Annotated in this window: 22 protein-coding genes and 1 tRNA gene; 12 read left to right on the forward strand and 11 right to left on the reverse strand. The window is 44.8% G+C overall.

Going from position 1 to position 25,103, the window contains the following annotated elements; translation table 11 throughout:
• Positions 1–122 precede the first annotated feature (122 nt).
• Positions 123–1,379, reverse strand: coding sequence for a methyl-accepting chemotaxis protein (locus tag SJY39_RS28075; protein WP_010434658.1), 1,257 nt, complete (start codon positions 1,377–1,379; stop codon positions 123–125).
• Between the two features lie 96 nt (positions 1,380–1,475).
• Between SJY39_RS28075 and SJY39_RS28080 the strand changes: the two genes are divergently transcribed.
• On the forward strand, positions 1,476–2,225 hold the full coding sequence (locus SJY39_RS28080) for a potassium channel family protein (RefSeq protein ID WP_010434656.1): 750 nt from the start codon (positions 1,476–1,478) through the stop codon (positions 2,223–2,225).
• 51 nt (positions 2,226–2,276) lie between these two features.
• Here SJY39_RS28080 and SJY39_RS28085 read toward each other — a convergent pair whose 3' ends face one another.
• Complete coding sequence (locus tag SJY39_RS28085; RefSeq protein WP_010434654.1) at positions 2,277–3,794, reverse strand: inorganic triphosphatase; 1,518 nt, start codon at positions 3,792–3,794, stop codon at positions 2,277–2,279.
• 207 nt (positions 3,795–4,001) lie between these two features.
• On the opposite strand from SJY39_RS28085, the gene SJY39_RS28090 reads away from it, so the two are divergent.
• From SJY39_RS28090 to SJY39_RS28100, 3 genes are all read left to right on the forward strand, one after another.
• Positions 4,002–4,682 carry a TIGR00153 family protein gene (locus SJY39_RS28090; protein ID WP_010434644.1) on the forward strand — a complete coding sequence of 227 codons (681 nt, stop codon included), beginning with the start codon at positions 4,002–4,004 and terminating at the stop codon, positions 4,680–4,682.
• A gap of 128 nt (positions 4,683–4,810) precedes the next feature.
• Positions 4,811–6,073, forward strand: coding sequence for an inorganic phosphate transporter (locus SJY39_RS28095; protein WP_010434641.1), 1,263 nt, complete (start codon positions 4,811–4,813; stop codon positions 6,071–6,073).
• 205 nt (positions 6,074–6,278) lie between these two features.
• The gene (locus SJY39_RS28100; RefSeq protein ID WP_010434638.1) at positions 6,279–6,890 is read left to right on the forward strand and encodes a TIGR04211 family SH3 domain-containing protein; all 612 of its coding nucleotides are present in this window, start codon (positions 6,279–6,281) and stop codon (positions 6,888–6,890) included.
• Positions 6,891–7,013: 123 nt separating this feature from the next.
• Here SJY39_RS28100 and SJY39_RS28105 read toward each other — a convergent pair whose 3' ends face one another.
• Both SJY39_RS28105 and SJY39_RS28110 read right to left on the reverse strand, forming a co-directional pair.
• The gene (locus SJY39_RS28105) at positions 7,014–7,943 is read right to left on the reverse strand and encodes a general secretion pathway protein GspB (protein ID WP_016799828.1); all 930 of its coding nucleotides are present in this window, start codon (positions 7,941–7,943) and stop codon (positions 7,014–7,016) included.
• Positions 7,943–9,613, reverse strand: coding sequence for an ExeA family protein (locus SJY39_RS28110; RefSeq protein ID WP_186706792.1), 1,671 nt, complete (start codon positions 9,611–9,613; stop codon positions 7,943–7,945). The genes SJY39_RS28105 and SJY39_RS28110 overlap by 1 nt, the downstream gene beginning before the upstream one ends.
• A gap of 36 nt (positions 9,614–9,649) precedes the next feature.
• On the opposite strand from SJY39_RS28110, the gene SJY39_RS28115 reads away from it, so the two are divergent.
• Positions 9,650–10,966: a multifunctional CCA addition/repair protein gene (locus SJY39_RS28115; RefSeq protein ID WP_010434626.1), complete on the forward strand. Its 1,317-nt coding sequence runs from the start codon at positions 9,650–9,652 to the stop codon at positions 10,964–10,966.
• Positions 10,967–11,060: 94 nt separating this feature from the next.
• Here the strand turns inward: SJY39_RS28115 and SJY39_RS28120 are convergent, their stop codons facing one another.
• Genes SJY39_RS28120 through folB form a run of 3 tightly spaced genes read right to left on the reverse strand, consistent with a single transcriptional unit; the run spans position 11,061 to position 12,718 of the window.
• Positions 11,061–11,864 carry an undecaprenyl-diphosphate phosphatase gene (locus SJY39_RS28120; RefSeq protein ID WP_010434624.1) on the reverse strand — a complete coding sequence of 268 codons (804 nt, stop codon included), beginning with the start codon at positions 11,862–11,864 and terminating at the stop codon, positions 11,061–11,063.
• 15 nt (positions 11,865–11,879) lie between these two features.
• Complete coding sequence (folK, locus tag SJY39_RS28125) at positions 11,880–12,362, reverse strand: 2-amino-4-hydroxy-6-hydroxymethyldihydropteridine diphosphokinase (RefSeq protein WP_010434622.1); 483 nt, start codon at positions 12,360–12,362, stop codon at positions 11,880–11,882.
• A complete protein-coding gene (gene folB, locus SJY39_RS28130) occupies positions 12,359–12,718 on the reverse strand; it encodes a dihydroneopterin aldolase (RefSeq protein ID WP_004735969.1) in 360 nt (119 codons plus the stop codon). Before folB ends, folK begins: the two co-directional genes overlap by 4 nt.
• A gap of 138 nt (positions 12,719–12,856) precedes the next feature.
• On the opposite strand from folB, the gene plsY reads away from it, so the two are divergent.
• Positions 12,857–13,453, forward strand: a complete 597-nt coding sequence (gene plsY / locus SJY39_RS28135) for a glycerol-3-phosphate 1-O-acyltransferase PlsY (RefSeq protein WP_016767764.1) — start codon at positions 12,857–12,859, stop codon at positions 13,451–13,453.
• Between the two features lie 92 nt (positions 13,454–13,545).
• On the opposite strand, the gene SJY39_RS28140 is transcribed toward plsY, so the two are convergent.
• Together SJY39_RS28140 and tsaD are read right to left on the reverse strand one after the other, a co-directional pair.
• Positions 13,546–14,361, reverse strand: a complete 816-nt coding sequence (locus tag SJY39_RS28140) for an alpha/beta fold hydrolase (protein ID WP_016767765.1) — start codon at positions 14,359–14,361, stop codon at positions 13,546–13,548.
• Positions 14,362–14,550: 189 nt separating this feature from the next.
• On the reverse strand, positions 14,551–15,567 hold the full coding sequence (tsaD, locus tag SJY39_RS28145) for a tRNA (adenosine(37)-N6)-threonylcarbamoyltransferase complex transferase subunit TsaD (RefSeq protein ID WP_010434613.1): 1,017 nt from the start codon (positions 15,565–15,567) through the stop codon (positions 14,551–14,553).
• A 257-nt stretch (positions 15,568–15,824) separates the two neighbouring features.
• Here tsaD and rpsU point away from each other — a divergent pair, with 257 nt between their 5' ends.
• The 6 genes from rpsU (at position 15,825) to SJY39_RS28175 (ending at position 22,035) form a co-directional block, all read left to right on the forward strand.
• Positions 15,825–16,040, forward strand: coding sequence for a 30S ribosomal protein S21 (rpsU, locus tag SJY39_RS28150; RefSeq protein ID WP_004396009.1), 216 nt, complete (start codon positions 15,825–15,827; stop codon positions 16,038–16,040).
• Between the two features lie 25 nt (positions 16,041–16,065).
• Positions 16,066–16,509: a GatB/YqeY domain-containing protein gene (locus tag SJY39_RS28155; RefSeq protein WP_010434610.1), complete on the forward strand. Its 444-nt coding sequence runs from the start codon at positions 16,066–16,068 to the stop codon at positions 16,507–16,509.
• A gap of 119 nt (positions 16,510–16,628) precedes the next feature.
• Positions 16,629–18,380, forward strand: a complete 1,752-nt coding sequence (dnaG, locus tag SJY39_RS28160; protein WP_016792999.1) for a DNA primase — start codon at positions 16,629–16,631, stop codon at positions 18,378–18,380.
• Positions 18,381–18,479: 99 nt separating this feature from the next.
• The gene (gene rpoD / locus SJY39_RS28165) at positions 18,480–20,324 is read left to right on the forward strand and encodes an RNA polymerase sigma factor RpoD (protein ID WP_010434608.1); all 1,845 of its coding nucleotides are present in this window, start codon (positions 18,480–18,482) and stop codon (positions 20,322–20,324) included.
• Positions 20,325–20,487: 163 nt separating this feature from the next.
• Positions 20,488–20,563: transfer RNA gene (locus SJY39_RS28170), tRNA-Ile, on the forward strand.
• 203 nt (positions 20,564–20,766) lie between these two features.
• Positions 20,767–22,035: an O-acetylhomoserine aminocarboxypropyltransferase/cysteine synthase family protein gene (locus tag SJY39_RS28175; RefSeq protein ID WP_010434545.1), complete on the forward strand. Its 1,269-nt coding sequence runs from the start codon at positions 20,767–20,769 to the stop codon at positions 22,033–22,035.
• A 105-nt stretch (positions 22,036–22,140) separates the two neighbouring features.
• Here the strand turns inward: SJY39_RS28175 and glmS are convergent, their stop codons facing one another.
• Positions 22,141–23,973 (reverse strand): glutamine--fructose-6-phosphate transaminase (isomerizing), encoded by a 1,833-nt coding sequence (gene glmS, locus SJY39_RS28180; RefSeq protein WP_016767767.1) that lies wholly within the window; start codon positions 23,971–23,973, stop codon positions 22,141–22,143.
• Positions 23,974–24,078: 105 nt separating this feature from the next.
• Positions 24,079–24,849 carry a DeoR/GlpR family DNA-binding transcription regulator gene (locus SJY39_RS28185; protein ID WP_010434523.1) on the reverse strand — a complete coding sequence of 257 codons (771 nt, stop codon included), beginning with the start codon at positions 24,847–24,849 and terminating at the stop codon, positions 24,079–24,081.
• Positions 24,850–25,103: the final 254 nt, after the last annotated feature.

The raw sequence follows: 25,103 nt of genomic DNA on the forward strand, positions 1-25,103 counted from the left end.
ATAAAAAACGCCCACATTAGCAATGTGGGCGTTTTATCAGTTAACTTATCGAGTAGTGCCTTCGTCTATAGTAATAAACCTCTAGGGATATCCCCCTGAGAACAAAGGCTAGAACCTAAAATTTACACCTTAAACTGCTTAATCTTACCGTCCAGTTCTTGCGCGTTGGTTTCCATGATCTGAGATGTTTCAAGAAGCTCACCAACGACAACTACAGATGCTTCAACCAACTCACGAACATTGGTGAGGTTGACACTCATCTCTTCCGCTACGCTGCTCTGCTGCCCCGCAGCCGTTGCAATTTGGAAGTTCATATCATTAATCTGATTTACTTGGCTCACGATACCATCGAGTTCAGACCCAGCATTAGTAACAAGTTCAACACCTTCAGCCGCTTCCACCACGCTTTTTTCCATCAGTTCTACCGCAGAGTTAGCGCTGCTTTGTAGGTGACTGATCATGTCTTGGATTTCTACTGTTGCTTGTTGAGTACGCTGCGCAAGGTTACGAACCTCATCGGCAACAACCGCAAAACCGCGTCCAGCTTCACCCGCACGCGCTGCTTCTATCGCTGCGTTCAGTGCCAGTAGGTTAGTTTGCTCTGAAATGCCTTGGATAGTGCCCACAACGCTACCAATTGAGTCAACGCGCTCTTCAACTTGGTTTACCGCAGCAGCAGAGGCTGCGATATCTGAAGACAACTCACTCATCTTGGAAACAGAACCTTGAACGAACTTTTGACCAGTCAGAGCTTGGCCTGAAGCCTGCTCAGTCAATGAAGAAGCACTTTGTGCATGCTCGGCTACGGTTTGCACGGTAGATGTCATCTCACTCATTGCAGTTGCTAGCTGGTCGATTTCGTTGAACTCTTCTTGAGCAGAATCTTTGGTTTCAGACATGCTTATGGTCATCACTTCGGTCAAAGCGAATAGCTCGTCTGAAGATGCCACTTGAGTTTTGATCATGTCATTCAATTGAACACGAGTTTTTTCAAGCTCGCGTGCCACATCACCGTATTCATCTTTACAGTCCATTTCAATCGGTACTGATAAGTTCTTATCGGCCATGGTTTTAATAGCATCGTTTAGGTACTGGGTTTGACGCAACATCACACGAGCGGCAGCTAATAAGAGAACCACAAACACGACGATCATTAAAGCGGTTTGCCATGCGACTTGAACTAGATAAGTCTCATAGTGCTGCTGAGCAACCTGCGCATTGTTCGTTACTGCAAGCAATGAATCATAAAACGTACTTGCGTCCCATAGCTGTTTTGAAATGATCAAAATAGTGCTGAATATCATCAGCATGACCATTTTCGGAACGAGACGAACGTCAGAGATTACCCTTTCCCACGGCTTGAATGACAGTTTAGTCATTGTCAGTTCTCCATTTATTCTTATATATTGATGGCTTCTATATCCGCGAGGTGGCTATGTCAGTCAAAGTCGCGATTTATTTTGAGCCTCGTATGAATGTTGAATAGTACCAAAGACGCAACCAAGCCGATGAGCTTATTATCACTGATTCTCTCTTTCTTAGCGTTATTTGTGATCTCAGGCTTATTGTTTGCACCGATTGATAAAGAATCAAAACAAGTCCTTATCGGCCTCGATTTTGTAATCTGTAGTGTTTTTCTTTTTCAGCTCACAATTGATCTATTCAGATCACAAAACAAGAAAGAATATCTAAAAGTACACTGGATCGATTTCTTAGCAAGTCTCCCAATGATCGAACCTCTTCGTTTCGCTCGCATTTTTCAAATCCTGCGTGTCATTCTCGTTTTGCGGTCAGGTAAACGGGTTTTCAGAGAGCTCTTTCGTAATCGAAGAGAGACCACGCTCGCCTCAATCATTCTACTGCTGGTTATTTTATTGACCATAGGCGCAGGCACTATCCTGCTCTTGGAGCACAAAGATCCCAATGCCAACATTACCACTGGCCAAGATGCTTTATGGTGGGCTTTTGTTACCATCAGTACTGTAGGATACGGTGACCATTATCCTGTGACGAGCTCAGGCAAATTAGTTGCCTCTCTGGTGATCATCTGTGGTGTGGGTGTGTTCGGTATGATTTCAGGCTTGATTACTTCTTTGATCACCTCTCCAACTCACCATGAAAATAAACGAGCAGAAAACAAAGAGAAACACCTTGAAAAGATCATAGAGCAACAACAAAAAATACTAGAGCGACTAGAAAAGCTCGAGCAACAAACAAAAAAATAGGGCCGAGGCCCTATTTTCAAATTCATATTAATATTGATACCGGTATTGGGTTTAGTCTTGCCAGTACGGCTCAACCTCAACACTGATTTGGCGCGTCTGCTCCATCGCATGCAGAATAGACACTTCTTGGCGAGCCAACCAACGCTCTAGCTGAACCTTCTCGTCGCCTTCCAGCTTCTCAGTCAAAGGCTCTAATGTTTTAAGTGCTAGCAAGTCATCAATGCCTTGAACCATATCGGCCCATGGCAAGCGGAAGCTGTTTCGTTCAGCGTCATCATACAAACTCGCGAAACCAACGCCAGAATATAGGTTTCGCATCAAACGGTATTGCTGATCAATATACGCTTGGCTGGTCATGACACGTTCTGGTGGGAAGGCTTCCATCAACTCTGCCCATGTTCGATCGAGTTGCTGCACTGAAAACCATTCAATACCACGTTCCATTTGTTCACGCGCTTTATCATCAAGAAACGGCTGCCAGCCACGAGACAAGATCCAGCGGCTCAAATCCAATAATAAACCAGTGTAACGTGCCGAACTTAGCAAAGTAAGTAAGTCTTCACGATCAGGAAGCTGATCTTGCATTTCTTTAAGCTCAGCTACCAAGAATTTACGTGCGTCCAATTTGCGCAGCACATGGCCTTTGTCTTCAAGTAAATCCTCGAAATGGTCATAGCTCTTAAGCCAATCGAGTTCTTGCTCAAGCCACTTCAACTCTTGACGCAGAATAGCACTCGCACGGCGTGGCACGATACCGCCATAAATGGTGAAAGTTTGACGAATGAAACTCAGCGAATGACTGATCTCATGTAACGCTTCAATCGATTGGCGTTCCGTGAAAATCTGTTCGTGATAATGCCAATGAGCGAGAGCGTGCTCTAAAGATTGAATGAAACACGATTCAACAGTATCACTTTTGCTAGTATCAACTAAGGTCAAAGGAGTGACTTCATCCCCTTGATAACCTTGGGCAAGACGATAACCCTTAGCCGCTTTGCTAAGGTTACCCAGGCGCATGCCTCCTTGCTCGCAAAATTGACGAGAAAGTGTAAACAGCGCATCCGTTTGACCAGATTTAAGTTCTAACTCAACTTCACAAATGGGTTCTTGCAGCTCACCGGATTCAACAAAGCCTTGGTCAAACGCAACCTCGACTTGGCTACCATCAGGCATACCAATCAACCACTGCTCGCGCGTGAAGTTAGTAGAAAATAGAGGCGTCAGCTCAGCTTGCAACGTTTCAATATCTTTACCCTCAGGCCAAATGTCTTCTGGATGTAAAGATAACTTGGGTTCGTTGCTGTCATGCTCAGCATTGTATTCAGGCCTTTGGTGCAGGCCAGCGACCACACGACCAGCGGTCTTTACGGTTTGTACAAATACGTCATCAAAGCGTCGAATGCGCAAGCCTGTATCGTGCTTACGTAGCCAGTTGTCAGGGGTGTCAAAGTAGATGTTACCTAGCTCTCGACAACTGTGCTGAAGTACTTTAGTTTCAGCAATTTTATTGCGTAAAGTCTCTGAAAAATCAGGCGAAACAAAAAACTTCAGTTCTATCTCGGTTTCCATAGTTATACCTTTCTGTGAAGATAGGGACAGGATATTGCCAATTTCAAAAGTCAGCAAGTCAGAAATATCGCCCTTATGATGATCTAAAACAGTTTTAATGAGACATTGATTAGGTTAACATGCGCGACTTTGTAGCCATCGCTTAACATTTCACCATGAATATGGTGTATGTTGTTTTAAGGTTATTATTTATTAGGTTGGATGACCATGCCAGTAAATACAATTATGGGGTTATTTGCAAAGTCCCCAATTAAACCTTTGCAGCGTCACGTAGTATGCGTGAACGAATGTTGTTCTCACCTGGTTAATTTCTTTGAAGTTTCTTCAAAAGGTGACTGGGAAAAAGCATCAGAAATTCGAGCTCAAATTTCTCACCTTGAGAAAGAAGCTGACGTACTAAAACGTGAAATTCGCCTTAAACTTCCTCGTGGTTTGTTTATGCCAGTTGATCGCACCGACATGTTGGAGCTATTAACGCAACAAGACAAACTCGCAAACCTAGCGAAAGACATTGCTGGCCGTGTATATGGTCGACAACTTGTCATTCCTGCTCCTATGCAAGAAAACTTCATCGCTTACGTTAAACGTTGTTTAGATGCAGCGAACCAAGCACAAAACGTAATCAATGAATTAGACGAATTACTTGAGACTGGCTTTAAAGGCCGTGAAGTAACTCTCGTTGCTGAAATGATTCATCAATTAGATGTAATTGAAGATGACACGGATGCGATGCAGATCGAACTACGCCAACAACTAATGGCGATTGAAGGCGATCTGAATCCAGTTGATATCATGTTCTTATACAAGATTCTTGAATGGGTCGGTGGTATTGCAGATCAAGCACAGCGTGTAGGCGCTCGTCTTGAAGTAATGCTTTCTCGATCTTAAATCATACGTTAACCATATAACGAAGAGCATTTTTTGAACAAACCACTTATGCGCTGAGTATTTCTCTCGCTGAGCGGTTTTTTGCGTCTAAATTTGTTCCGCTTGTTATCAAACAACTAGGTATTACGATGGATATCCTTGCTAACTACGGCACTGTCCTGATTATTGTTGCAGCAGCTTTCGGTTTCTTGATGGCTATTGGTATTGGTGCAAATGACGTTGCGAACGCAATGGGCACCTCAGTAGGCTCTAAAGCTCTAACCGTAAAACAAGCGATCATTATCGCAATGATCTTTGAATTCGCAGGTGCTTACCTTGCGGGCGGCGAAGTAACTGACACAATCCGTAAAGGTGTTATCGAAACATCTCTTTTCGCAGAGCAACCTGACGTACTTGTTTACGGCATGATGTCTGCACTACTTGCTGCTGGTACATGGCTACTTCTAGCGTCATACATGGGCTGGCCAGTATCAACAACTCACTCAATCATCGGTGCAATCATCGGTTTTGCGTGTGTGTCTGTAGGTACAGAAGCAGTAGACTGGAACAGTGTTCAAGGTATTGTTGGTAGTTGGATTGTCACACCTTTGATTTCCGGTATTTTCGCCTATCTCATTTTTGTCAGTGCTCAACGACTGATATTTGATACAGAAAACCCGCTATTCAATGCGAAACGTTTTGTACCTGTATACATGTTCATTACCACAATGGTCATTGCACTTGTAACGATCAAGAAAGGTCTTAAGCACGTAGGTCTTCACCTAAGCAACTCTGAAGCGTGGATGTGGTCTGCTGGCGTATCTGGCCTGATCATGGTCGGCGGCTACCTATACATTCAGAAGAAATTTGCTAACCGCGAAGAAGACCATGGCTTTACTGGCGTAGAAGGCATCTTCAGCGTACTAATGGTTATCACAGCTTGTGCGATGGCATTTGCACACGGTTCAAACGATGTAGCAAACGCGATTGGCCCACTATCAGCGGTTGTTTCAACGGTTGAGCACATGGGTGAAATCTCAGGTAAGAGCACCATCGCATGGTGGATTCTTCCTCTAGGTGGTATTGGTATCGTTGTTGGTCTTGCGACCATGGGCCATAAAGTAATGGCAACCGTAGGTACTGGTATTACAGAACTAACACCTAGCCGTGGCTTTGCAGCTCAACTAGCGACAGCATGTACAGTTGTATTGGCTTCTGGTACTGGTCTTCCAATCTCAACCACACAAACATTAGTTGGTGCGGTTCTGGGTGTAGGTTTTGCTCGTGGTATCGCGGCGCTGAATTTAGGTGTTGTACGTAACATCGTTGCATCTTGGATTGTAACGCTACCAGCAGGTGCTCTGCTTGCTGTTGTATTCTTCTACGCAATTCAGGCTGTGTTTAGCGTGTAATAGCGATTTCGTTAGTGAATACTAGCGTCAGAATACTGTGAGCTTCAGTAACGATATGTAAATGCCATGTCATTATTGACTCAAACGCACAGAAAGGGAGGCTTTGCCTCCCTTCTTTGTTGCACCGCATAAAGAAACTAAATATTATTTGTGGATTGAGGCTGACTCATACGCCTACCCAATTTGAATCGTTAAGGGATTTACTGTGAAAAAACTGATTAGCTTAGTTTTGTTCGCAATGCTTGCGGCTCCAGCTGCCTTTGCACAAGACCGTTATATTGCTGACAAACTATTTACTTATATGCATTCTGGCCCAAACAATACGTTCCGTATCATCGGTAGTGTTGACGCTGGTGAGAAGATTACCTACTTACAAACGAACAAGAGCACGGGTTACACCCAGGTTCAAGACAGCCGTGGCCGTAAAGGTTGGGTTGAAAGTAAGTTTGTAAGCACACAAGAAAGCATGGCACTGCGCATGCCTAAGCTAGAAAAAGAACTCGCTGAAGTAAAAGGCAAGCTAGCGAATGCTCGTCAGAGTGCTGACAGCGAAAAAGCAGGCCTAGCGAGCTCTCTAGAGTCTCGTAACAAGCAGATTGCTGAACTAGAACAGAACTACAGTGAAATTAGCCAACAGCTAACGAGCTCTCAAACAGAGAACCGTGAACTACGCGCTAAACTAGACACTCAAAAAGATGATCTACTATTGAAGTACTTCATGTACGGTGGTGGTGTTGCTGGTATTGGTCTACTTCTGGGCCTTGTCCTACCACACATTATGCCTCGTCGTAGAAAGTCACCAAACGGCTGGGCGTAAGCGATTCGTTTGTCGATTTCTCGTGTTGTACGTGAATAAAAGTAAATTCAGTATCGAATATCAAAAAGGAGCACCAAGGTGCTCCTTTTTATTTGCCTTTTATCTAGATGCTTTTAGAACTCGCTAGCCTTTCCATTCATACAGCGCGGGAATTTCTATCTTCTGCTGATTGAATTCAATCACTATCGATTGAGGTTTAATCTCAAGCAACTGAATGTCCTGTCCTATCCAGTCTCCTTGCGCCACTTCTTGGCCATTCACTTTGACCCAACGCTTCGTTTCACTGCTTGAGTACATGTGAGTTTGTAGATCTAACTTGGGTAACACTCCAGATAAGCTATTGCTATGAGACTCGAGTTCTATTGTCTGAGATTCCGTTTGTGTTGCTGGTCTTGAATCCATTGGTTCGGGCGCGTCTTGCTGCTCTCCCATAATCGATTCAAGCTTCAACGCCAGATCAGGAGGCAGTTCACTGAAGTCTAGCCCTTGCAGTAAATCACTGTCCGATTGCAAATCACGGCTCTCATCGCTCGCTGTAGGTTGAGCTGATAATTGCACCGTTGATGAATCAGAGCTGGCTGTCGCTTGTGTATGGTTGTCTGCGTTTGCCGCACTCACGTTTGAGCCACCAGCACGATTGCCGCTATCTGAGTCAATCTGTGCATAAACCGCTTGGCGTGGCAGTGCTGCTAATGTCTGACTTACCGGAGCAGCACGAACAGCAAACAACGCTTTGTTTTTAACTCCTTCTGACGCAGTATCCACACTTTGCGTACCAGCCTCAGCTATTTCAACTTCAACGTCTGGTTGAGGTGCCTGTTCTAGTTGCACGACGTCAACGGGTTGCTTTGCTGATGGTGACTGTTGTTGGTCGTTATACGATTGATAAGCTAAAGTTCCACCCACTATCAAGGAAGGAACCAACATAAAGAGTAAGCCCATAGCAACCGAGGAACCTTTCTTTTTACTGATCGCCATTGCAGAGTTCGGTACATGATGACTTTGATAACCTCTAAGCTCAGATTGTTTAAGCTCGTGCATAATGCGTGACATTAGCTTGCACCTCCATCCAGTGACATCAGCTTAGGAGAATCGAGTTGAGCTAACCTTTGAAGTCTTGCTAGCGTGCGTTTTCCAGCGATACCATCTACCGACATCCCTTGCCAAATTTGAAAGGCTTCGACCTTCATTTTCAATTCGCTATCGAAAATATCACTGCCAGATACAACATCATCCAAAACTTCAGAAAGTAACAGATCAAGCAGTGCAACTGCCTCACCTTGATAACCTTCTTTAAGCGTCTCTCTTAATGGCTGTTTCCAAATCGCGACATAATCACCTTGCCATATTTGCTCTAGAGATCGCTTAGGCATTACCAAAAGCTTTTCATTAACTAATAATTCCACCGAATCTTCGGACGCACCATAAAGTACCGCGAACACAGGTTCTTGCTCAATATCTAACTCAAGGACAACAGGCACACCAAGCTCTAATAAGGACTCTAGATTGGACTGGTGTTGCTCACATACGAAAACACTTTGCGGCTCACTTAAACACAAGCCATCACGTAGTGAAGACTGATAACCCCATAAAGTATAGAGATCTTTAATCGCCAGAGAACGGTTGGTTCCCTGCATCAAATGCTGCTGAATGTGTTGTGGTAATGCAAATTTTGAAGATTCAGGTTGCAAGACCAATTCTGGAGAGCCTACCACCAAAGAGCGCTGAACGGTTGGAGAGGCTTCAATGCTCGCTTCGCTTAAAGGCTCAGTAGATAACCAGGAGTCGATATACGATGGCGCGAAATTAAAGGTCGCGAATGCTAAACCAATGCTTAACACAGCAACACTTGCGTATTGGATTAACTTTGGAGCCACATAAGCCATGCGAGGTTTTTCAACGTGATAAACCTCGGCTTGAAAGGCCATGATCTGTTGGCAAGCTCGGCTAACCGTGTCATTCGAAGGAGCTCGTTCACCATCATGAAAAGAGAGCTGAAGCGCTTTATCACACACCAAGTTAATCAACCTTGGGATGCCATGGGTATATTGGGCAATTAACTTAACCGAGCGATTTGAAAACAACATCTGCTCGCCACCCGCCGTTTCCAAACGAAACGCGATGTACTTGCCAGTTTCCTCAATATTGAGTGGCAGCAAGTGATAACGCCCCGTAATACGCTGCGCTAGTTGACGTAGCTGAGTGGTTTGTAAGTGTTGCTGTAATTCAGGCTGACCAACCAACAAAACTTTTAATAATTTACGACTGTCAGTTTCTAAATTAGTCAGAAGACGCAACTGCTCCAGCACATCGGCTGCGAGATGTTGGGCTTCATCGATCACCAATAAAGTTTGAATGCCTTCGGCATGGCTATCGAGTAAGAAGTGATGAATCGCCTGAGTCAATTGTTTCAACGATGCCTGTTCAGGGTACTCAACCTCAAACTCATCGCAGACAGCTTCAAGTAAATCAGTATTGGAAAATGTAGGGTTAAGTATAAGGCCAGCTTGAGTCTGACTATCGAGAGAGGACAGCATTGCCTTGGCGACCGTAGTTTTCCCTGTACCAACCTCACCGGTGAGCATTGCAAAGCCCCCACCTTCGCCTAAACCGGCTTGTAGGTTCTGCATCGCCTCTTGGTGACGCTGACTCAAAAACAAATAGCGAGAATTTGGTACAATCGAAAATGGCATCTCAACGAAGCCAAAATATTCCTTATACATGTGCTGCCCTATAATTACGATTAATGGAAAGTACCATTGCTTGCAGTAAAGTCCAGCAGTGATAAAACATTTCGAGGTGATAAGTTGCAAATATTCGATAGCCTACCAAAAGAGAATGGGCTACAACGCTATCTCGTCGGCGGTGCGGTACGCGACCAACTGCTCAACATTGAAAGTTATGATAAAGATTGGGTGGTCGTCGGAAGTACTCCTCAAGAGATGGAGAGCCTTGGCTTTACCGCTGTCGGGAAGGATTTCCCTGTCTTCTTACATCCAAAAACCAAAGAAGAGCACGCACTGGCTCGTACCGAAAGAAAGTCTGGCTCAGGTTACACCGGCTTCGAATGTTACTTTGCGCCAGACGTAAGTTTGGAAGAAGATCTGATGCGTCGAGATTTGACGATCAACGCTATTGCTCAAGATGACAAGGGCCAACTTTACGATCCTTACCATGGCGAGAGAGATCTCTCTGATCGAATTCTAAGACACGTTTCTGATGCGTTTATAGAGGATCCTCTACGAGTGCTGCGCGTCGCTCGCTTTGCAGCAAAACTTCACCATCTTAACTTCACGGTTGCACCTGAAACCATGGATATGATGAGTAAGATCGTCCAATCCGGTGAACTCGCACACCTCACCGCAGAACGAGTTTGGCAAGAGTGGCATAAGTCTCTTAGTACATCACATCCAGAGGTGTTCCTTTCCGTTTTAAGAGAATGTGGCGCATTGGCTGTTGTATTACCTGAAATTGATGCTCTATTTGGCGTACCTCAGCCTGAAAAATGGCACCCTGAGATCGACACGGGGATTCACACTCTGATGGTTGCTCAACAAGCAGCACTCTTAAGCCTGTCATTGCCTGTGCGCTTTGCTGCTCAAGTGCACGACTTAGGCAAAGGCGTCACACCAGAGAAAGAATGGCCAAGCCACAAAATGCATTGTCACACTGGTTTAAAGATCATTAAAAGGCTTTGCCAAAGAGTACGAGTGCCCAATGAGTTTAGAGATTTAGCACTGCTGGTATGCGAGCAACACTCTAATATCCATCGAGCAAGTGAGCTCAAACCAGCCACTTTCCTCAAAATTCTCAATAAGTTCGATGTTTGGCGTAAACCAGATAGGCTAGATAACATATTACTTTGCTGCCAAGCTGATCACGCAGGTCGTAAAGGATTAGAAGATCAGCCTTATCCTCAGAAAGCGCGTTTTGAAGTGGCTTACCAAGCGGCGCTTCAAGTCGAGGTTAAATCGATTATTGCCGATGGTTTTCAAGGTAAAGAGATTCGAGAAGAGCAAGAGAAACGCAGAGCTGCAGCCATTGAAAACGCATTATCAGAGCTCACTGATACTTAGTCTTCACTCCATTAGTAAGCACGCATTAAAAAGCCCGCGAGTCAGCGGGCTTTTTATTTCAATCTTTATACGACGAGACTGTTATCAGCGTCTGTTATTGCATCATTAAGAAAGCAAACAGACCACAACCTAGAATTAGGCGGTAGATAACAAATGGTGTCATACCCATGCGTGAAATAAGCTTCAAGAAGAAGTGAATACAGATGTAAGCACTGATGAAAGACACCGCAACACCCGTTAGCAGAGTGCCAACATGGATTGGGTCACCGCTTGTCACCAACTTAAGACCCAAGTAGCCACCAGCCAAAGTGATGATTGGAATAGACATCAAGAAAGAAAATCGAGCTGCCGCTTCACGAGTAAAGCCAAGGTAAAGCGCTGCAGTAATGGTTGCGCCAGAACGAGACGTTCCCGGGATAATCGCCATTGCTTGAGCCAGGCCAATAAACAAAGCCTTTTTCCAACCCGCTTGGTATTCGTCATCACGTAGGCTTGAATTCTTATCCACCCACCATAGCAATAGGCCAAAAATGATCGTCGTCGTTGCAATCACCCACGCGCTACGCAAGTAAAGCTCAACAATGTCTTTCATCAACAAGCCAAAGATACATGCCGGGATCGTTGCGAGAATGATCATCCACGCTAACTTCGCTTCTTTACTGCGATCACCCTTAAATACCGAGCCAAAAAACGCACTCAACAAAGAGACCACTTCTTTGCGGAAATAAATAACCACTGCAGCCAACGTACCAACATGTACTGCAACATCAAAAGCCAAACCTTGATCTTCCCAACCCAATACCGCGGAAGGAAGGATTAAGTGTGCTGAACTGGAAATAGGTAGAAATTCAGTAAAGCCTTGTACCAACGCCAATATAAACGCTTCAAAATAACTCATTACTTACCTTAAAAATTATAGTTTTATGTCTACGACAGAGAGCGAGTCTAGTTGCTGCATCTTCTGCCATATTTCACCGACGGTTCGTCCGTCTTGCGGGATGACTCTCGCAGGACAGAGATCATAAAGTGGTTGTGTTACAAAAGGATATTTATAAATATCACTGCGTGGTAATTCTGGATCGCTCTCAGAAACCACCTCTCCAAACAGCACAATATCAAGATCGAGCTTTCGATCTTGAAGCTTATGAGCGTCTTCAGAGCGACCCCATTTAAACTCAATCTTACGCAGTTGCTGTGAAAATTCAGTCAATGATAGTGATGTGTCGAGTTCTATCACAAAGTTATAAAACGAGTGGCTTTTAAACCCCACAGGCTCACAGTGATAGATTTTAGAGCATTTAAGGTTAGTCCCTAACGATTGAAGCTCTGTCCATGCCACCCTTGCATGCTTGTCGCGGTCTATGTTCGTGCCGACACCAACATAGGCTATTGTCATGCCTGACCTCGTTCGATGATCACACCGACTGCTTTCGCTTGTGGCACTGCGCCAGGTTTAGCCAAACGGATCTTAATCCAAGGCACAGAGAATTGAGTCATGATCAATTCAGCGACTTCTTCTGCTACACGTTCAACCAATAAGAAGCGACCATTAGCAATATGATCTAATACCGCAGTGCTGACTGTCGAATAATCCAAAGCATCGACTACATCGTCACTTTTTCCCGCAGGGCGGTTGTCATGAGCCATTTCAATATCAAGTACAAGTTTTTGTTTAATCTCTTGTTCCCAATCGTAAACACCGATCGTTGTAATTACTTCTAGCTGTTCAATGAAAACTTTATCCAGTGCCATGACTTGTCCTTTTAGAGGTCGGATACCCATATTGGGGAAAAAAACGTATTATTCGTGTAATTCCAGATATGATATCAATTACTCTTGGATTGAGCATTATTTTCCCATCGTTAGGCTTACAACCGTTTAAGGAAAAACATGACCCCTTTGGCACTTATCATGATCATTGCAGCCTATTTGCTAGGTTCAATTTCGAGTGCGGTCTTGATATGCCGAGTCTTAAGACTTCCTGATCCAAGAACGGTAGGCTCCAACAATCCAGGGGCCACCAATGTACTCCGCTTGGGCGGTAAAGGCGCCGCGGCAGCCGTACTACTTTGTGACATGCTTAAAGGCACCATTCCAGTCTGGCTTGGCTACTACCTCAATATCGACTCGATCATTTTAGGCGTTGTGGCTATTGCTGCATGCCTTGGTCATATGTACCCGATATTCTTCCATTTCAAAGGCGGTAAAGGCGTTGCCACCGCACTTGGAGCCATCGCACCAATTGGATTCGATTTAACAGGCATGATCATGGCGACATGGTTAGTGGTGGCATTTTTGTTTCGTTATTCTTCTTTAGCGGCATTGGTTACTGTGTTGCTTGCGCCTTTCTACGCTTGGTTAGTCAAACCTCAATACACACTGCCAGTAGCCATGTTGTGTTGCTTAATCGTTCTACGTCACCATCAGAATATTCGTCGCTTACTCGATGGCAGTGAACCAAAACTCGGGCAAAAAAAATCGGCTTAAACTGTCATGTCTAAGCCGAACCATTTTAAAACCGAGATACGTTTAAAGCGACGTAAGTATAAGTCGATCAATCATACTCAGTATTTTAGAGCTTACAGCAGATGTTTATCTAAAAACGTCTTCAGCATAGCGTTAACAAACTCGGGCTGCTCTAGCGAACTAATATGACCCGCCCCAGGAATCACCACTAACTCACTGCCTGTAATGCAATCGTGCATTAAGTAAGATTCCAATGCTGGACGTGGCTTATCTTCTTGTCCAACGGCAATCAAAACTGGCAATGCAAAGTTCTCTACCACTTCAATCATATCGCGACGTCCAAACACCATTCGACCGATTCGTGCGACTTCTTCTGCTTTCTCACCCTCAAGTGACGATAGCTGCTGAGTAAAACCTTCCACTAAAGCTGGTGAGTTAGTTTGAGCATCATTGGCGAAGAACAGTGGAACAACCGCTTCTACAATCGGCTGAGGAACCATTTTGGTTTGAGTAATGGTGTCTAGCATGCTGAAGTATTTAGCATGAGCAACTTCTGGCTCTAAACCAACAAAGGTATCCATAAGTACCAGAGACTTGATTCGTGCAGGAGCTAATTCCGCTAACTCTGCTCCCCACATACCGCCAACCGATAAACCAACCACTGAGAATTCTTCGATCTCTAAATGATCAAGCAGAGCCAAAACGTGCTGAGCGTAATCTTTTAGGTTACGCATTGAACTTGGTGCAGCTTGAGATTCACCATGAGACCAAAGCTCTGGAACAATACAACGATACTGCGCTTTTAGCGCATCGATCTGTGGCTTCCACATCGCACTATCCCAAAGATAGCTGTGGCCGAATACTACGACAGGGCCTTGACCTTCATCGAGGTACGTCATTGACTGATTATCTACAGTAAACTTGTTCATTTTCTTCCCTAATATCTCTCTACGAATATCGCTCAGCTTATGAAACGACGATATATAAAAACGGCCGCACGAGGCGACCGTTTATCGAAACACACTGGTTTATTCTGCGCTTAGTTTTTGTTGATCGACTGTTTTGTTGATCGACTGTTTTCGTTGATCGACTTTTTCTCGTTGAACGATTGCGACTACTTAAGCAATTGGCTCTAGTTGGTCAATTGGCCAACGCGGCGTGGCATGAACAGACAAATCAGCCGTTTCACCATTTTTAAGGCGTTGCATACCCGCGTAAGCAATCATCGCACCGTTATCAGTACAGAACTCAGTGCGTGGGTAGTACACCTCACCACCGATTTTCTTCGCCAGCGCTTCAAGCTCAATACGTAGCTGTTTGTTGGCACTTACACCACCAGCAATCACTATACGTTTCATGCCCGTTTCCGCCAAGGCACGCTTACATTTGATTACCAAGGTCGCACAAACGGCTTCTTGGAACGCGTAAGCGATATCAGCACGTGTCTGATCGTCGTTGTCATTCGCACGAATCGTGTTCGCAGCAAATGTTTTTAGACCAGAAAAGCTCATATCGAGCCCTGGACGATCGGTCATTGGACGCGGGAACTTAAAACGACCTGGAGTGCCTTTTTCTGCTAAACGAGACAGCAATGGACCACCTGGGTAATCTAAACCCATCAACTTCGCGGTCTTATCAAAAGCTTCACCGGCCGCATCATCAATCGATTCACCAAGAATTCGATACTCGCCGATGCCTTTCACTTCTACCATCATGGTATGTCCGCCAGAAACCAGCAGAGCCACAAATGGGAATGGTGGCGGGTTATCTTCTAACATTGGCGCAAGAAGGTGACCTTCCATATGGTGCACTGGCACAGCAGGCACGCCCCACGCATAAGCAATACTACGACCAATGGTTGCACCCACGAGCAGTGCACCAACTAAACCTGGGCCAGCCGTGTAAGCAACACCATCAATGTCTTTGGAGGTCAAGTTAGCTTCCGCTAATGCCGCTTTAATCAATGGAATGGTCTTTTTCACGTGGTCACGTGATGCAAGTTCAGGCACCACACCACCATAATCGGCGTGCAGTTTTACTTGGCTGTATAATTGATGAGAAAGCAGCCCTTGCTCATCATCATAAATCGCGATTCCTGTTTCATCACAAGAGGTTTCAATACCAATAATGCGCATAATTTTCTCGGCACGCTTTCGTCTAAAATGGGAAATTAGCGCAATATTACCCTGCCTAAGCTCTTCAAACAAATATTGTACAGACTATAATCGACAAAGTGCTTTACAAAGCCACTGTGATCGGATTAAAATTCCGCACCATTTTTGATCAAGCTGGTTAATGGCCAAACGCGAATAGAGAGTTAGCTCGATGGTAACTTCTCTGATTTGGTACTGAGTGACCAGCGATAATGAATAACCCCTGAGGTGAAAGGCATATGCCAATAGTTAAAGTACGTGAAAACGAACCGTTCGACGTTGCACTACGTCGTTTCAAGCGCTCTTGTGAAAAAGCAGGTATCCTTTCTGAAGTGCGTCGTCGTGAGCATTACGAAAAACCAACTACAGTTCGCAAACGCGCTAAAGCAGCAGCTCAAAAGCGTCACGCTAAGAAGCTAGCTCGCGAAAACGCACGTCGCGTTCGCCTGTACTAATAACTTAATCCATAAGGACTGAGTTATGGCTCTTATTGAACAACTCAAAGAAGAGCAAAAATTAGCGATGAAAGCCAAGGACAAACCGCGCCTTGGCACTATCCGCTTAGCTCTTTCAGCAATTAAGCAACGTGAAGTTGACGAACGGATCACTCTGAACGACGACGACATTCTTGCTGTATTAGTTAAAATGGTTAAGCAACGTCGCGATTCTGTTGCTCAATATGAATCGGCAAATCGTCAAGATCTTGCTGATGTGGAAAAAGCAGAAATTACTGTACTTGAAGGCTTTATGCCTCAGCCGTTAACCGAAGAAGAAGTTATTGCACTACTTGATAGCGCAATCGCCGAAGCTCAACCAGCGGGCATGCAAGACATGGGTAAAGTAATGGCTATCTTGAAACCACAAATTCAAGGGCGTGCAGATATGGGTAAAGTGAGTGGTTTAGTTCGTTCTAAACTCGCTTAATCCCAAATCAAATTGCAACAAGCCGTGCAATCCTTCGGAACGCACGGCTTGTTTGTATCTGTAACCCATTCAAACTATTATTATCCACACTCTCAGTTAGTGCATTTTTCTAAGGTTTTATGGCAGGACACATCCCGCGCAGTTTCATCGATGATCTCCTAGCACGTCTCGACATTGTCGATATTGTCGACGCACGCGTGAAACTTAAGAAAAAAGGCAAAAACTATGGTGCTTGTTGTCCATTTCACAATGAGAAAACCCCCTCTTTCAGCGTAAGCCAAGAAAAACAGTTTTATCACTGCTTTGGCTGTGGCGTACATGGCAATGCCATCGACTTCATGATGGAGTTCGAACGCCTCGATTTCGTGGAAGCGATTGAAGAGCTTGCTTCCTTTCTCGGGTTAGATGTCCCAAGAGAACAGCGCAGCGGTGAAATATCAACAACACCAAGAGCCAACAGCGAACAAAAACGTAACCTCTACGATTTGATGGGCGGAATCAGTAATTTTTACCGCTCTCAACTGAAGATCTCAGCTAACAAGCCTGCGATTGATTACCTAAAAAATCGTGGACTGTCTGGTGAAATCGTCCAGAAATTTGGTATTGGTTACGTTGCCGACGAGTGGGACCTTGTTCGTAAAAACTTCGGGCAACAAAAAGAAGCCCAAGACATGCTGGTTACTGGCGGCATGTTAATAGAAAACGATAAAGGCAACCGATACGATCGATTCCGTGGACGCGTAATGTTCCCGATTCGTGACCGTCGTGGCCGAGTGATTGGATTTGGTGGTCGTGTTTTAGAAGACGGCACGCCGAAATATCTAAACTCACCAGAAACGCCTATCTTCCATAAAGGTAAAGAGCTTTACGGCCTTTATGAAGTGATGCAAGCCTACCGTGAACCGCCTCAGATACTTGTTGTAGAAGGTTACATGGATGTCGTCGCTCTCGCGCAATATGGTGTCGATTATTCAGTAGCCTCACTGGGCACCTCAACTACAGGTGACCACGTTCAAATGTTATTCCGACAAACCAGTACCGTGGTTTGTTGTTATGATGGCGACAGAGCAGGTAAAGAAGCGGCGTGGCGCGCATTAGAAAACGCATTAGAGTTTCTAAAAACAGGTAATACGCTGAAGTTCCTATTTTTGCCTGATGGCGAAGACCCTGACAGCTATATAAGAGAACACGGTAAAAACGCTTTTGAACAACTGGTACAAAATGCGACCCCGCTCTCGACTTACTTGTTTGATAACCTCATCGAACTGCATAAGCTAAACTTAGGAACAACCGAAGGAAAATCGGCCCTGCGTGCACACGCCAGTGCCCTGATTAATAAAATTCCTGACAGTTACTTCCAAGAACTGCTCGAAAAATTACTCGATGAGCGTACTGGATTTGATAACCAATTAAGACGTGCTCGCGTTCATACAAAGAACCCGACACCTCAACCGCATAAAGAGCTCAAGCGCACTCCAATGCGTGAAGTTATCGCTTTGCTTATCCAAAATCCGAGCTATGCTGATATGGTACCGGACTTATCAAGCGTCAAAGGCTTACAGTTGCCTGGACTAAGTTTATTCGTTGAAGTACTTGATAAATGCCACGCGCATCCCCATATCAACACAGGCCAATTATTAGAGCATTGGCGACATAATAAACATGAGGCACTTCTGTCTCGTCTCGCGAGCTGGGAAATCCCCCTCGACGAAGACAATCAAGAAGACATATTTTTAGATTCATTGGACAATATCCTTGCCCAGTGCGTTGAAAAACAAATTGAAAACCTGCAGGCCAAAGCAAGAAGTGTCGGTTTATCAGCCGAAGAAAAAAGGGAGCTACTAGCTTTAATGCTAGATCTAAAAGCGTAACCCTGTTTGATTAGTCAGCATTTAATAAATTTGTTAACATAATTGGTTTGCATTTGAGAATGCAACGTCCTTCACCAGACCTGAAGTTGGATATCATCTATGGATCAAAATCCGCAGTCACAGCTAAAATTACTTGTTATTAAAGGCAAGGAACAAGGCTATCTGACCTACGCCGAAGTAAACGACCACCTACCTGCAGAAATCGTGGATTCTGAACAGGTAGAAGACATCATTCAAATGATTAACGACATGGGTATCAAGGTAGTAGAAACTGCACCTGATGCTGATGATCTAGCTCTTAATGATGACGATGCCAATATAGATGAAGATGCAGCTGAAGCTGCTGCTGCTGCGCTTTCAAGCGTAGAGAGCGAGATTGGCCGTACTACTGACCCTGTTCGTATGTACATGCGTGAAATGGGTACAGTTGAGCTACTGACTCGTGAAGGCGAGATCGACATTGCTAAGCGTATTGAAGACGGTATTAATACCGTTCAACTATCCGTTGCTGAGTACCCAGGCACCATTCCATATATCTTGGAACAGTTTGACCGCGTACAAGCAGAAGAGATTCGCTTAACAGACCTAATCAATGGCTTTGTTGACCCAGACGACGATGGCACAGCTGCGCCAACGGCAACACACATCGGTTCAGAACTTGCTGAAACTGATCTGGAAGACGAAGACAAAGAAGAAGCTGAAGACGACGAGGAAGAGGAAGAAGAAGATACAGGTATTGATCCTGAGCTTGCTCTTGAGAAGTTTACAGCGCTTCGTACTAGCTACCAAAACCGTCAGCTAGCAATCAATGAATACGGCCACGAAAGCCCGAAAGCAACGATTGCAACAACAATGATGCAAGACGTATTCAAAGAATTCCGTCTGACACCAAAACAGTTTGACTACCTAGTAAATGAACTTCGCACTTCAATGGATCGTGTACGTACTCAAGAACGCCTAATCATGCGTCAAACGGTTGAGTACGGCAAAATGCCGAAGAAATCATTCATTGCCTTATTTACTGGCAACGAATCTAGCGAAGCATGGTTGGATGAAGTTCTTGCTTCAGATAAGCCATACGCAGAAAAAATTAAACGTAACGAGCACGACATTCGTCGTTCTATCCAAAAACTGGATATGATCGAACGCGAAACCTCTCTTACTGTTCAAAGCATTAAAGACATCAGCCGTCGTATGTCTATCGGTGAAGCGAAAGCTCGTCGTGCGAAGAAAGAGATGGTTGAGGCGAACTTACGTCTAGTAATCTCGATTGCTAAGAAGTACACAAACCGTGGTCTACAATTCCTGGATCTAATCCAAGAAGGTAACATCGGTCTGATGAAAGCCGTAGATAAGTTTGAATACCGTCGTGGTTACAAGTTCTCTACTTACGCTACGTGGTGGATCCGTCAAGCAATCACTCGTTCGATTGCCGACCAAGCTCGTACTATCCGTATTCCGGTTCACATGATCGAAACGATCAACAAACTAAACCGTATCTCTCGTCAAATGCTACAAGAGATGGGTCGTGAACCACTTCCAGAAGAATTGGCTGAACGCATGCAAATGCCTGAAGACAAGATCCGCAAAGTACTGAAAATCGCTAAAGAGCCTATCTCAATGGAGACACCAATCGGTGACGACGAAGATTCGCACCTAGGTGATTTCATCGAGGATACAACTCTTGAGCTTCCTTTAGACTCAGCAACGGCAACCAGCCTACGCGGTGCAACTAAAGACGTTCTTGCGGGCCTAACTCCTCGTGAAGCTAAAGTACTACGTATGCGTTTCGGTATCGACATGAACACAGACCACACTCTTGAAGAAGTGGGTAAGCAGTTCGACGTAACTCGTGAGCGTATCCGTCAAATCGAAGCAAAAGCACTACGTAAACTTCGTCACCCAAGCCGTTCAGAAACTCTGCGCAGCTTCCTAGACGAGTAATCACACGCTTTAATGTGATTAGCTTTTAAGCTTAAAATAGAAAAGGTGAGCGTTGGCTCACCTTTTTTGTGCCTACATGATTTAAGTGGCTAAGATGTAAGCGGAATTGGCCCCTATAGTGTCTAGACACCATTGAGCGCTTCCCCTATAATCTATGCCCTACGGCCCCTTAGCTCAGTGGTTAGAGCGCACGACTCATAATCGTTCGGTCCCCAGTTCAAATCTGGGAGGGGCCACCAAATTAGAAAAGCCAGAACAGTTTATACTGCTCTGGCTTTTTGCTTTTCTGAAGCAGTACAACTCAATAGCTATATTTCCTACAAATAGCGAATCGTCCCGAACACAATTCCAATTGCCTCTCTGTGACTGAGCTTACTTTTCTTTTATAAAAAAATCGGCAATATGAGAGTACACAAATCATTCAATAGTTCAGGGAAGACTCATGAAAGACGAAACGCTCTCGATTCACTTCGGCTACGAAACCGATCCAACAACCAAATCGGTTGCTACTCCTATTTACCAAACCGTTGCTTATGAATTCGATGATGCACAACATGGTGCCGACCTGTTTAACCTTGCAGTACCAGGTAATATCTACACTCGTATTATGAACCCAACCAATGATGTGTTGGAAAAGCGCATGGCAGCCTTAGAAGGTGGTATTGCCGGATTAGTGGTGAGTGCTGGCAGCGCTGCGATCAACTACGCGATTCAAACGTTGGCCCAAATCGGCGACAACATCGTTTCAACTCCTCAGCTTTACGGCGGTACTTACACCCTATTTGCTCATATGTTACCAAACCAAGGGATTGAAGTTCGCTTTGCAAAAGACGACAAGCCTGAGAGCTTAGCCGCGCTGATCGATGAAAAAACCAAAGCGGTTTACTGTGAGAGTATCGGTAACCCAGCAGGCAACATCATCGACTTAGAACGTGTGGCAGAGCTTGCTCACGCACAAGGTGTACCTGTGATTGTTGATAATACGGTGGCGACACCAGTGCTATGCAAACCTATCGACTTTGGTGCCGATATCGTGGTTCACTCACTCACCAAATACGTTGGTGGTCACGGAACAACGTTGGGTGGTGTTATTGTCGATTCAGGTAAATTCCCATGGGCAGAACACAAAGATCGCTTCCCCGTGTTTAATCAGCCAGAACCTTCTTACCACGGTGTGGTTTATACCGAGGCTTTTGGCGAAGCCGCGTTTATTGGTCGTGCTCGAACGGTTCCACTGCGTAATACGGGTGCTGCGCTGTCGCCAATGAATGCCTTCATGCTAATGCAAGGTCTAGAAACTTTATCGCTACGCATGGAGCGACACACAGAGAATGCACTGAAAGTAGCTGAGTACCTTCAGCAACATGAGAAAGTGAGTTGGGTGAGCTACGCGGGTTTACCAACGTCTGAGTTCTATCCGCTGGCTGAGAAATACATGCAAGGTAAGCCGTCTGCCATTTTATCTTTTGGCTTGAAAGATGGTTATGAAGCAGGTGTTCGTTTCTATGATGCTCTACAAATCTTCAAGCGCTTGGTGAACATCGGCGATGCAAAATCTCTCGCTTGTCACCCTGCCTCTACAACACACCGTCAATTAAGCGAAGCGGAACAAAAGCAAGCTGGTGTATCACCAGAGATGATTCGCCTCTCAGTAGGCATTGAGCATATTGACGATATCTTGGCTGACCTAGAGCAAGCACTTAGCGCTTAATGACGCTACCGCTAGCTCTAACACTGATCGTTAATTAACAGACACAAAAAAAGCCCATCACAGGATGGGCTTCTTATTATCTAATTTTCTTAGATGGGCTAACGATTACTCAACCGTTACTGCTTTCGCAAGGTTACGAGGTTGGTCAACATCGGTACCCTTGATTAGCGCTACGTGGTAAGACAACAGCTGCATTGGTACTGTGTAGTAGATAGGTGCTGTTACTTCACTTACGTGAGGCATCTTGATGATCTTCATGTTCTCATCGCTTTCAAAGCCTGCATCTTCATCTGCGAATACGTAAAGTAGACCGCCACGAGCACGTACTTCTTCAACGTTTGATTTCAGCTTCTCTAGCAAGTCGTTGCTTGGTGCAATAACCACAACAGGCATATCTGCATCGATAAGAGCCAAAGGACCGTGCTTAAGCTCACCTGCCGCGTAGGCTTCTGCGTGAATGTAAGAGATCTCTTTCAGCTTAAGAGACGCTTCCATCGCGATTGGGTAGAACTCACCACGACCCAAGAACAGTGTGTGGTGCTTATCTGCAAAATCAGGTGCTAGCGCTTCGATCTCTTTATCAAACGCTAATGCTTTCTCGATATCAGCAGGCAGTTGATGCAGTGCTTGAACGATCTCTGCTTCTTTCTCTTCATTGATGCGACCTTGCAGGCGACCAATTGAAGTTACCATCATCAGCATAGCCGCTAGCTGTGTTGTGAAGGCTTTAGTTGAAGCAACACCGATCTCGGTTCCTGCGCGAGTCATGAAGGCAAAATCAGATTCACGAACTAGCGAAGAACCTGCAACGTTACAGATAGTCATTGCTGACATGTAACCCTTCTCTTTTGCAAGACGAAGTGCAGCAAGCGTATCCGCCGTTTCACCAGATTGAGACAGAGTCACCAATAGGCTGTTCGGGCGAACAACGAAGTCACGGTAACGGAACTCAGAAGCGATCTCTACGTCACAACTCACGCCAGCTAGAGATTCAAACCAGTAGCGAGCCGCCATACCTGAGTTGTAAGACGTACCACATGCGATGATCTGCACGTGTTCAACCTTGCTTAGGATCTCTTCTGCCTTAACACCAATTGCATTAGTGATAACAGACGTTTCAGAGATGCGACCTTCCATCGTGTTGATTAACGCTGTTGGCTGTTCAAAGATCTCTTTCTGCATGAAGTGACGGTATTGACCTTTATCACCCGCATCGTGTTCTGCATTTGACTCAACGATGTCACGTTCAACACGCTCACCCGCTACATCAAATACCGTAACATCACGACGAGTTACCTCAGCAACATCACCTTCTTCAAGGTACATGAAGCGACGAGTTACACTTAGTAGTGCCAATTGATCAGATGCTAGGAAGTTCTCACCAACACCGAAACCGATAACAATCGGGCTACCAGAACGAGCCACAACAATACGGCTAGGATCTTTACGATCAACAGCTACCGTGCCGTATGCACCGTCTAATTGTTTTGCTGTTTTTTGCAGTGCTTCAACCAAAGAGTCTGATGTGCGCAATTCCCACTCAACTAGGTGCGCAATAACTTCAGTATCCGTTTGTGAAGTAAACACGTAACCACGCTCTTGCAATAGAACGCGCAGTGCTTCGTGGTTTTCGATAATGCCATTGTGTACAACGGCAATATCGCCAGACATGTGTGGGTGTGCGTTCGCTTCAGATGGCTCACCGTGTGTCGCCCAACGAGTATGAGCAATACCAGTACCGCCAATCACATGTTGCTCGTCTACTGCGTCTGCTAGCTCTTGCACTTTACCTAGGCGGCGTACACGAGTTAGGTTCGATTCACTATCAACCACAGCAACACCTGCTGAATCATAACCTCGGTATTCTAAGCGGCGAAGGCCTTCTACTAAGATTTCAGCTACATCACGTTGTGCTACTGCACCAACAATTCCACACATAGTTTTACTCCATCAATTTCGTTTTTTCCTACTGGCAGCAAGCAAAGGCCATATCTTCAATAGATCAATTATAGGAAGTTAAATGCACAATAATTTAAATTAGGTTTAGGTTGGATCCGTTAGGATCACTCGAACGTCATGTGATTCAATACTTGCTTGGGATTCTTTACCCAAGTCTGTATCTGTTATCAAAATATCGATGTGTTCCCACGCTAGTTCCAAATTAGGGATCTTTCGTCCCACTTTTTCAGACTCAACCATCACGATGACTTCTCGTGACACTTCAGCCATAACTTTGCTCAGACCAATCAATTCATTGAAAGTAGTCGTTCCCCTATCAAGGTCGATACCATCAGCACCGATGAACAATTGGTCAAAATCGTAAGCACGAAGTACCGACTCTGCGACCTTGCCTTGGAAAGAATCCGAATGGGTATCCCAAGTACCACCCGTCATTAATAATGTCGGTTCACTTTCAAGCTCATTAAGCGCATTAGCCACATGCAACGAGTTGGTCATAACAACCAAACCACGCTTAGTATTAAGTTGCTGGATTAAGGCACCTGTCGTACTACCACTATCAATCACAATACGATTATGGTCACGAATCAAATCTGCAGCGGCTTTTGCTAGTGAAATCTTTCGAGTCGAAACTTTTTGACCCAGTTCTTCGTTCACAACCTCTTTCGGCAATGAAATCGCACCACCATAACGGCGTAAAAGCTGACCGTTTTTCTCTAAAGACGCTAAGTCCTTTCTAATAGTGACTTCTGAGGTTTCAAACTTAGCGGATAATTCATCAACACTAACCTCCCCCTTTTCATTCACTAGGTTAGAAATTGCATGTCTTCTAAGCTGAGTGTTTCGTTTCGACATTTAAAAAAGGCCAATAAGTTTCGATATGAAACATATTATAGTTACAACGAAACTATTTAGTCCATTTATTTTGATCCAAAAAATTAATAAATAGCGATGAAACCTTGTCCTAAGACAATTGTTAAGCAGTGATATTGAAGTCATTAGGTGGTAGAATCCGCACCCGAAAAGAAAAAAAATTACAGAACTGACCGTTATTTTTCTGCAACTTTCACCTGATATGTTGGTGTAAGTCACAGAAACACGACGTTGAA

The organism is Vibrio sp. R78045, from assembly GCF_042466085.1.
Classification (GTDB): domain Bacteria; phylum Pseudomonadota; class Gammaproteobacteria; order Enterobacterales; family Vibrionaceae; genus Vibrio; species Vibrio cyclitrophicus.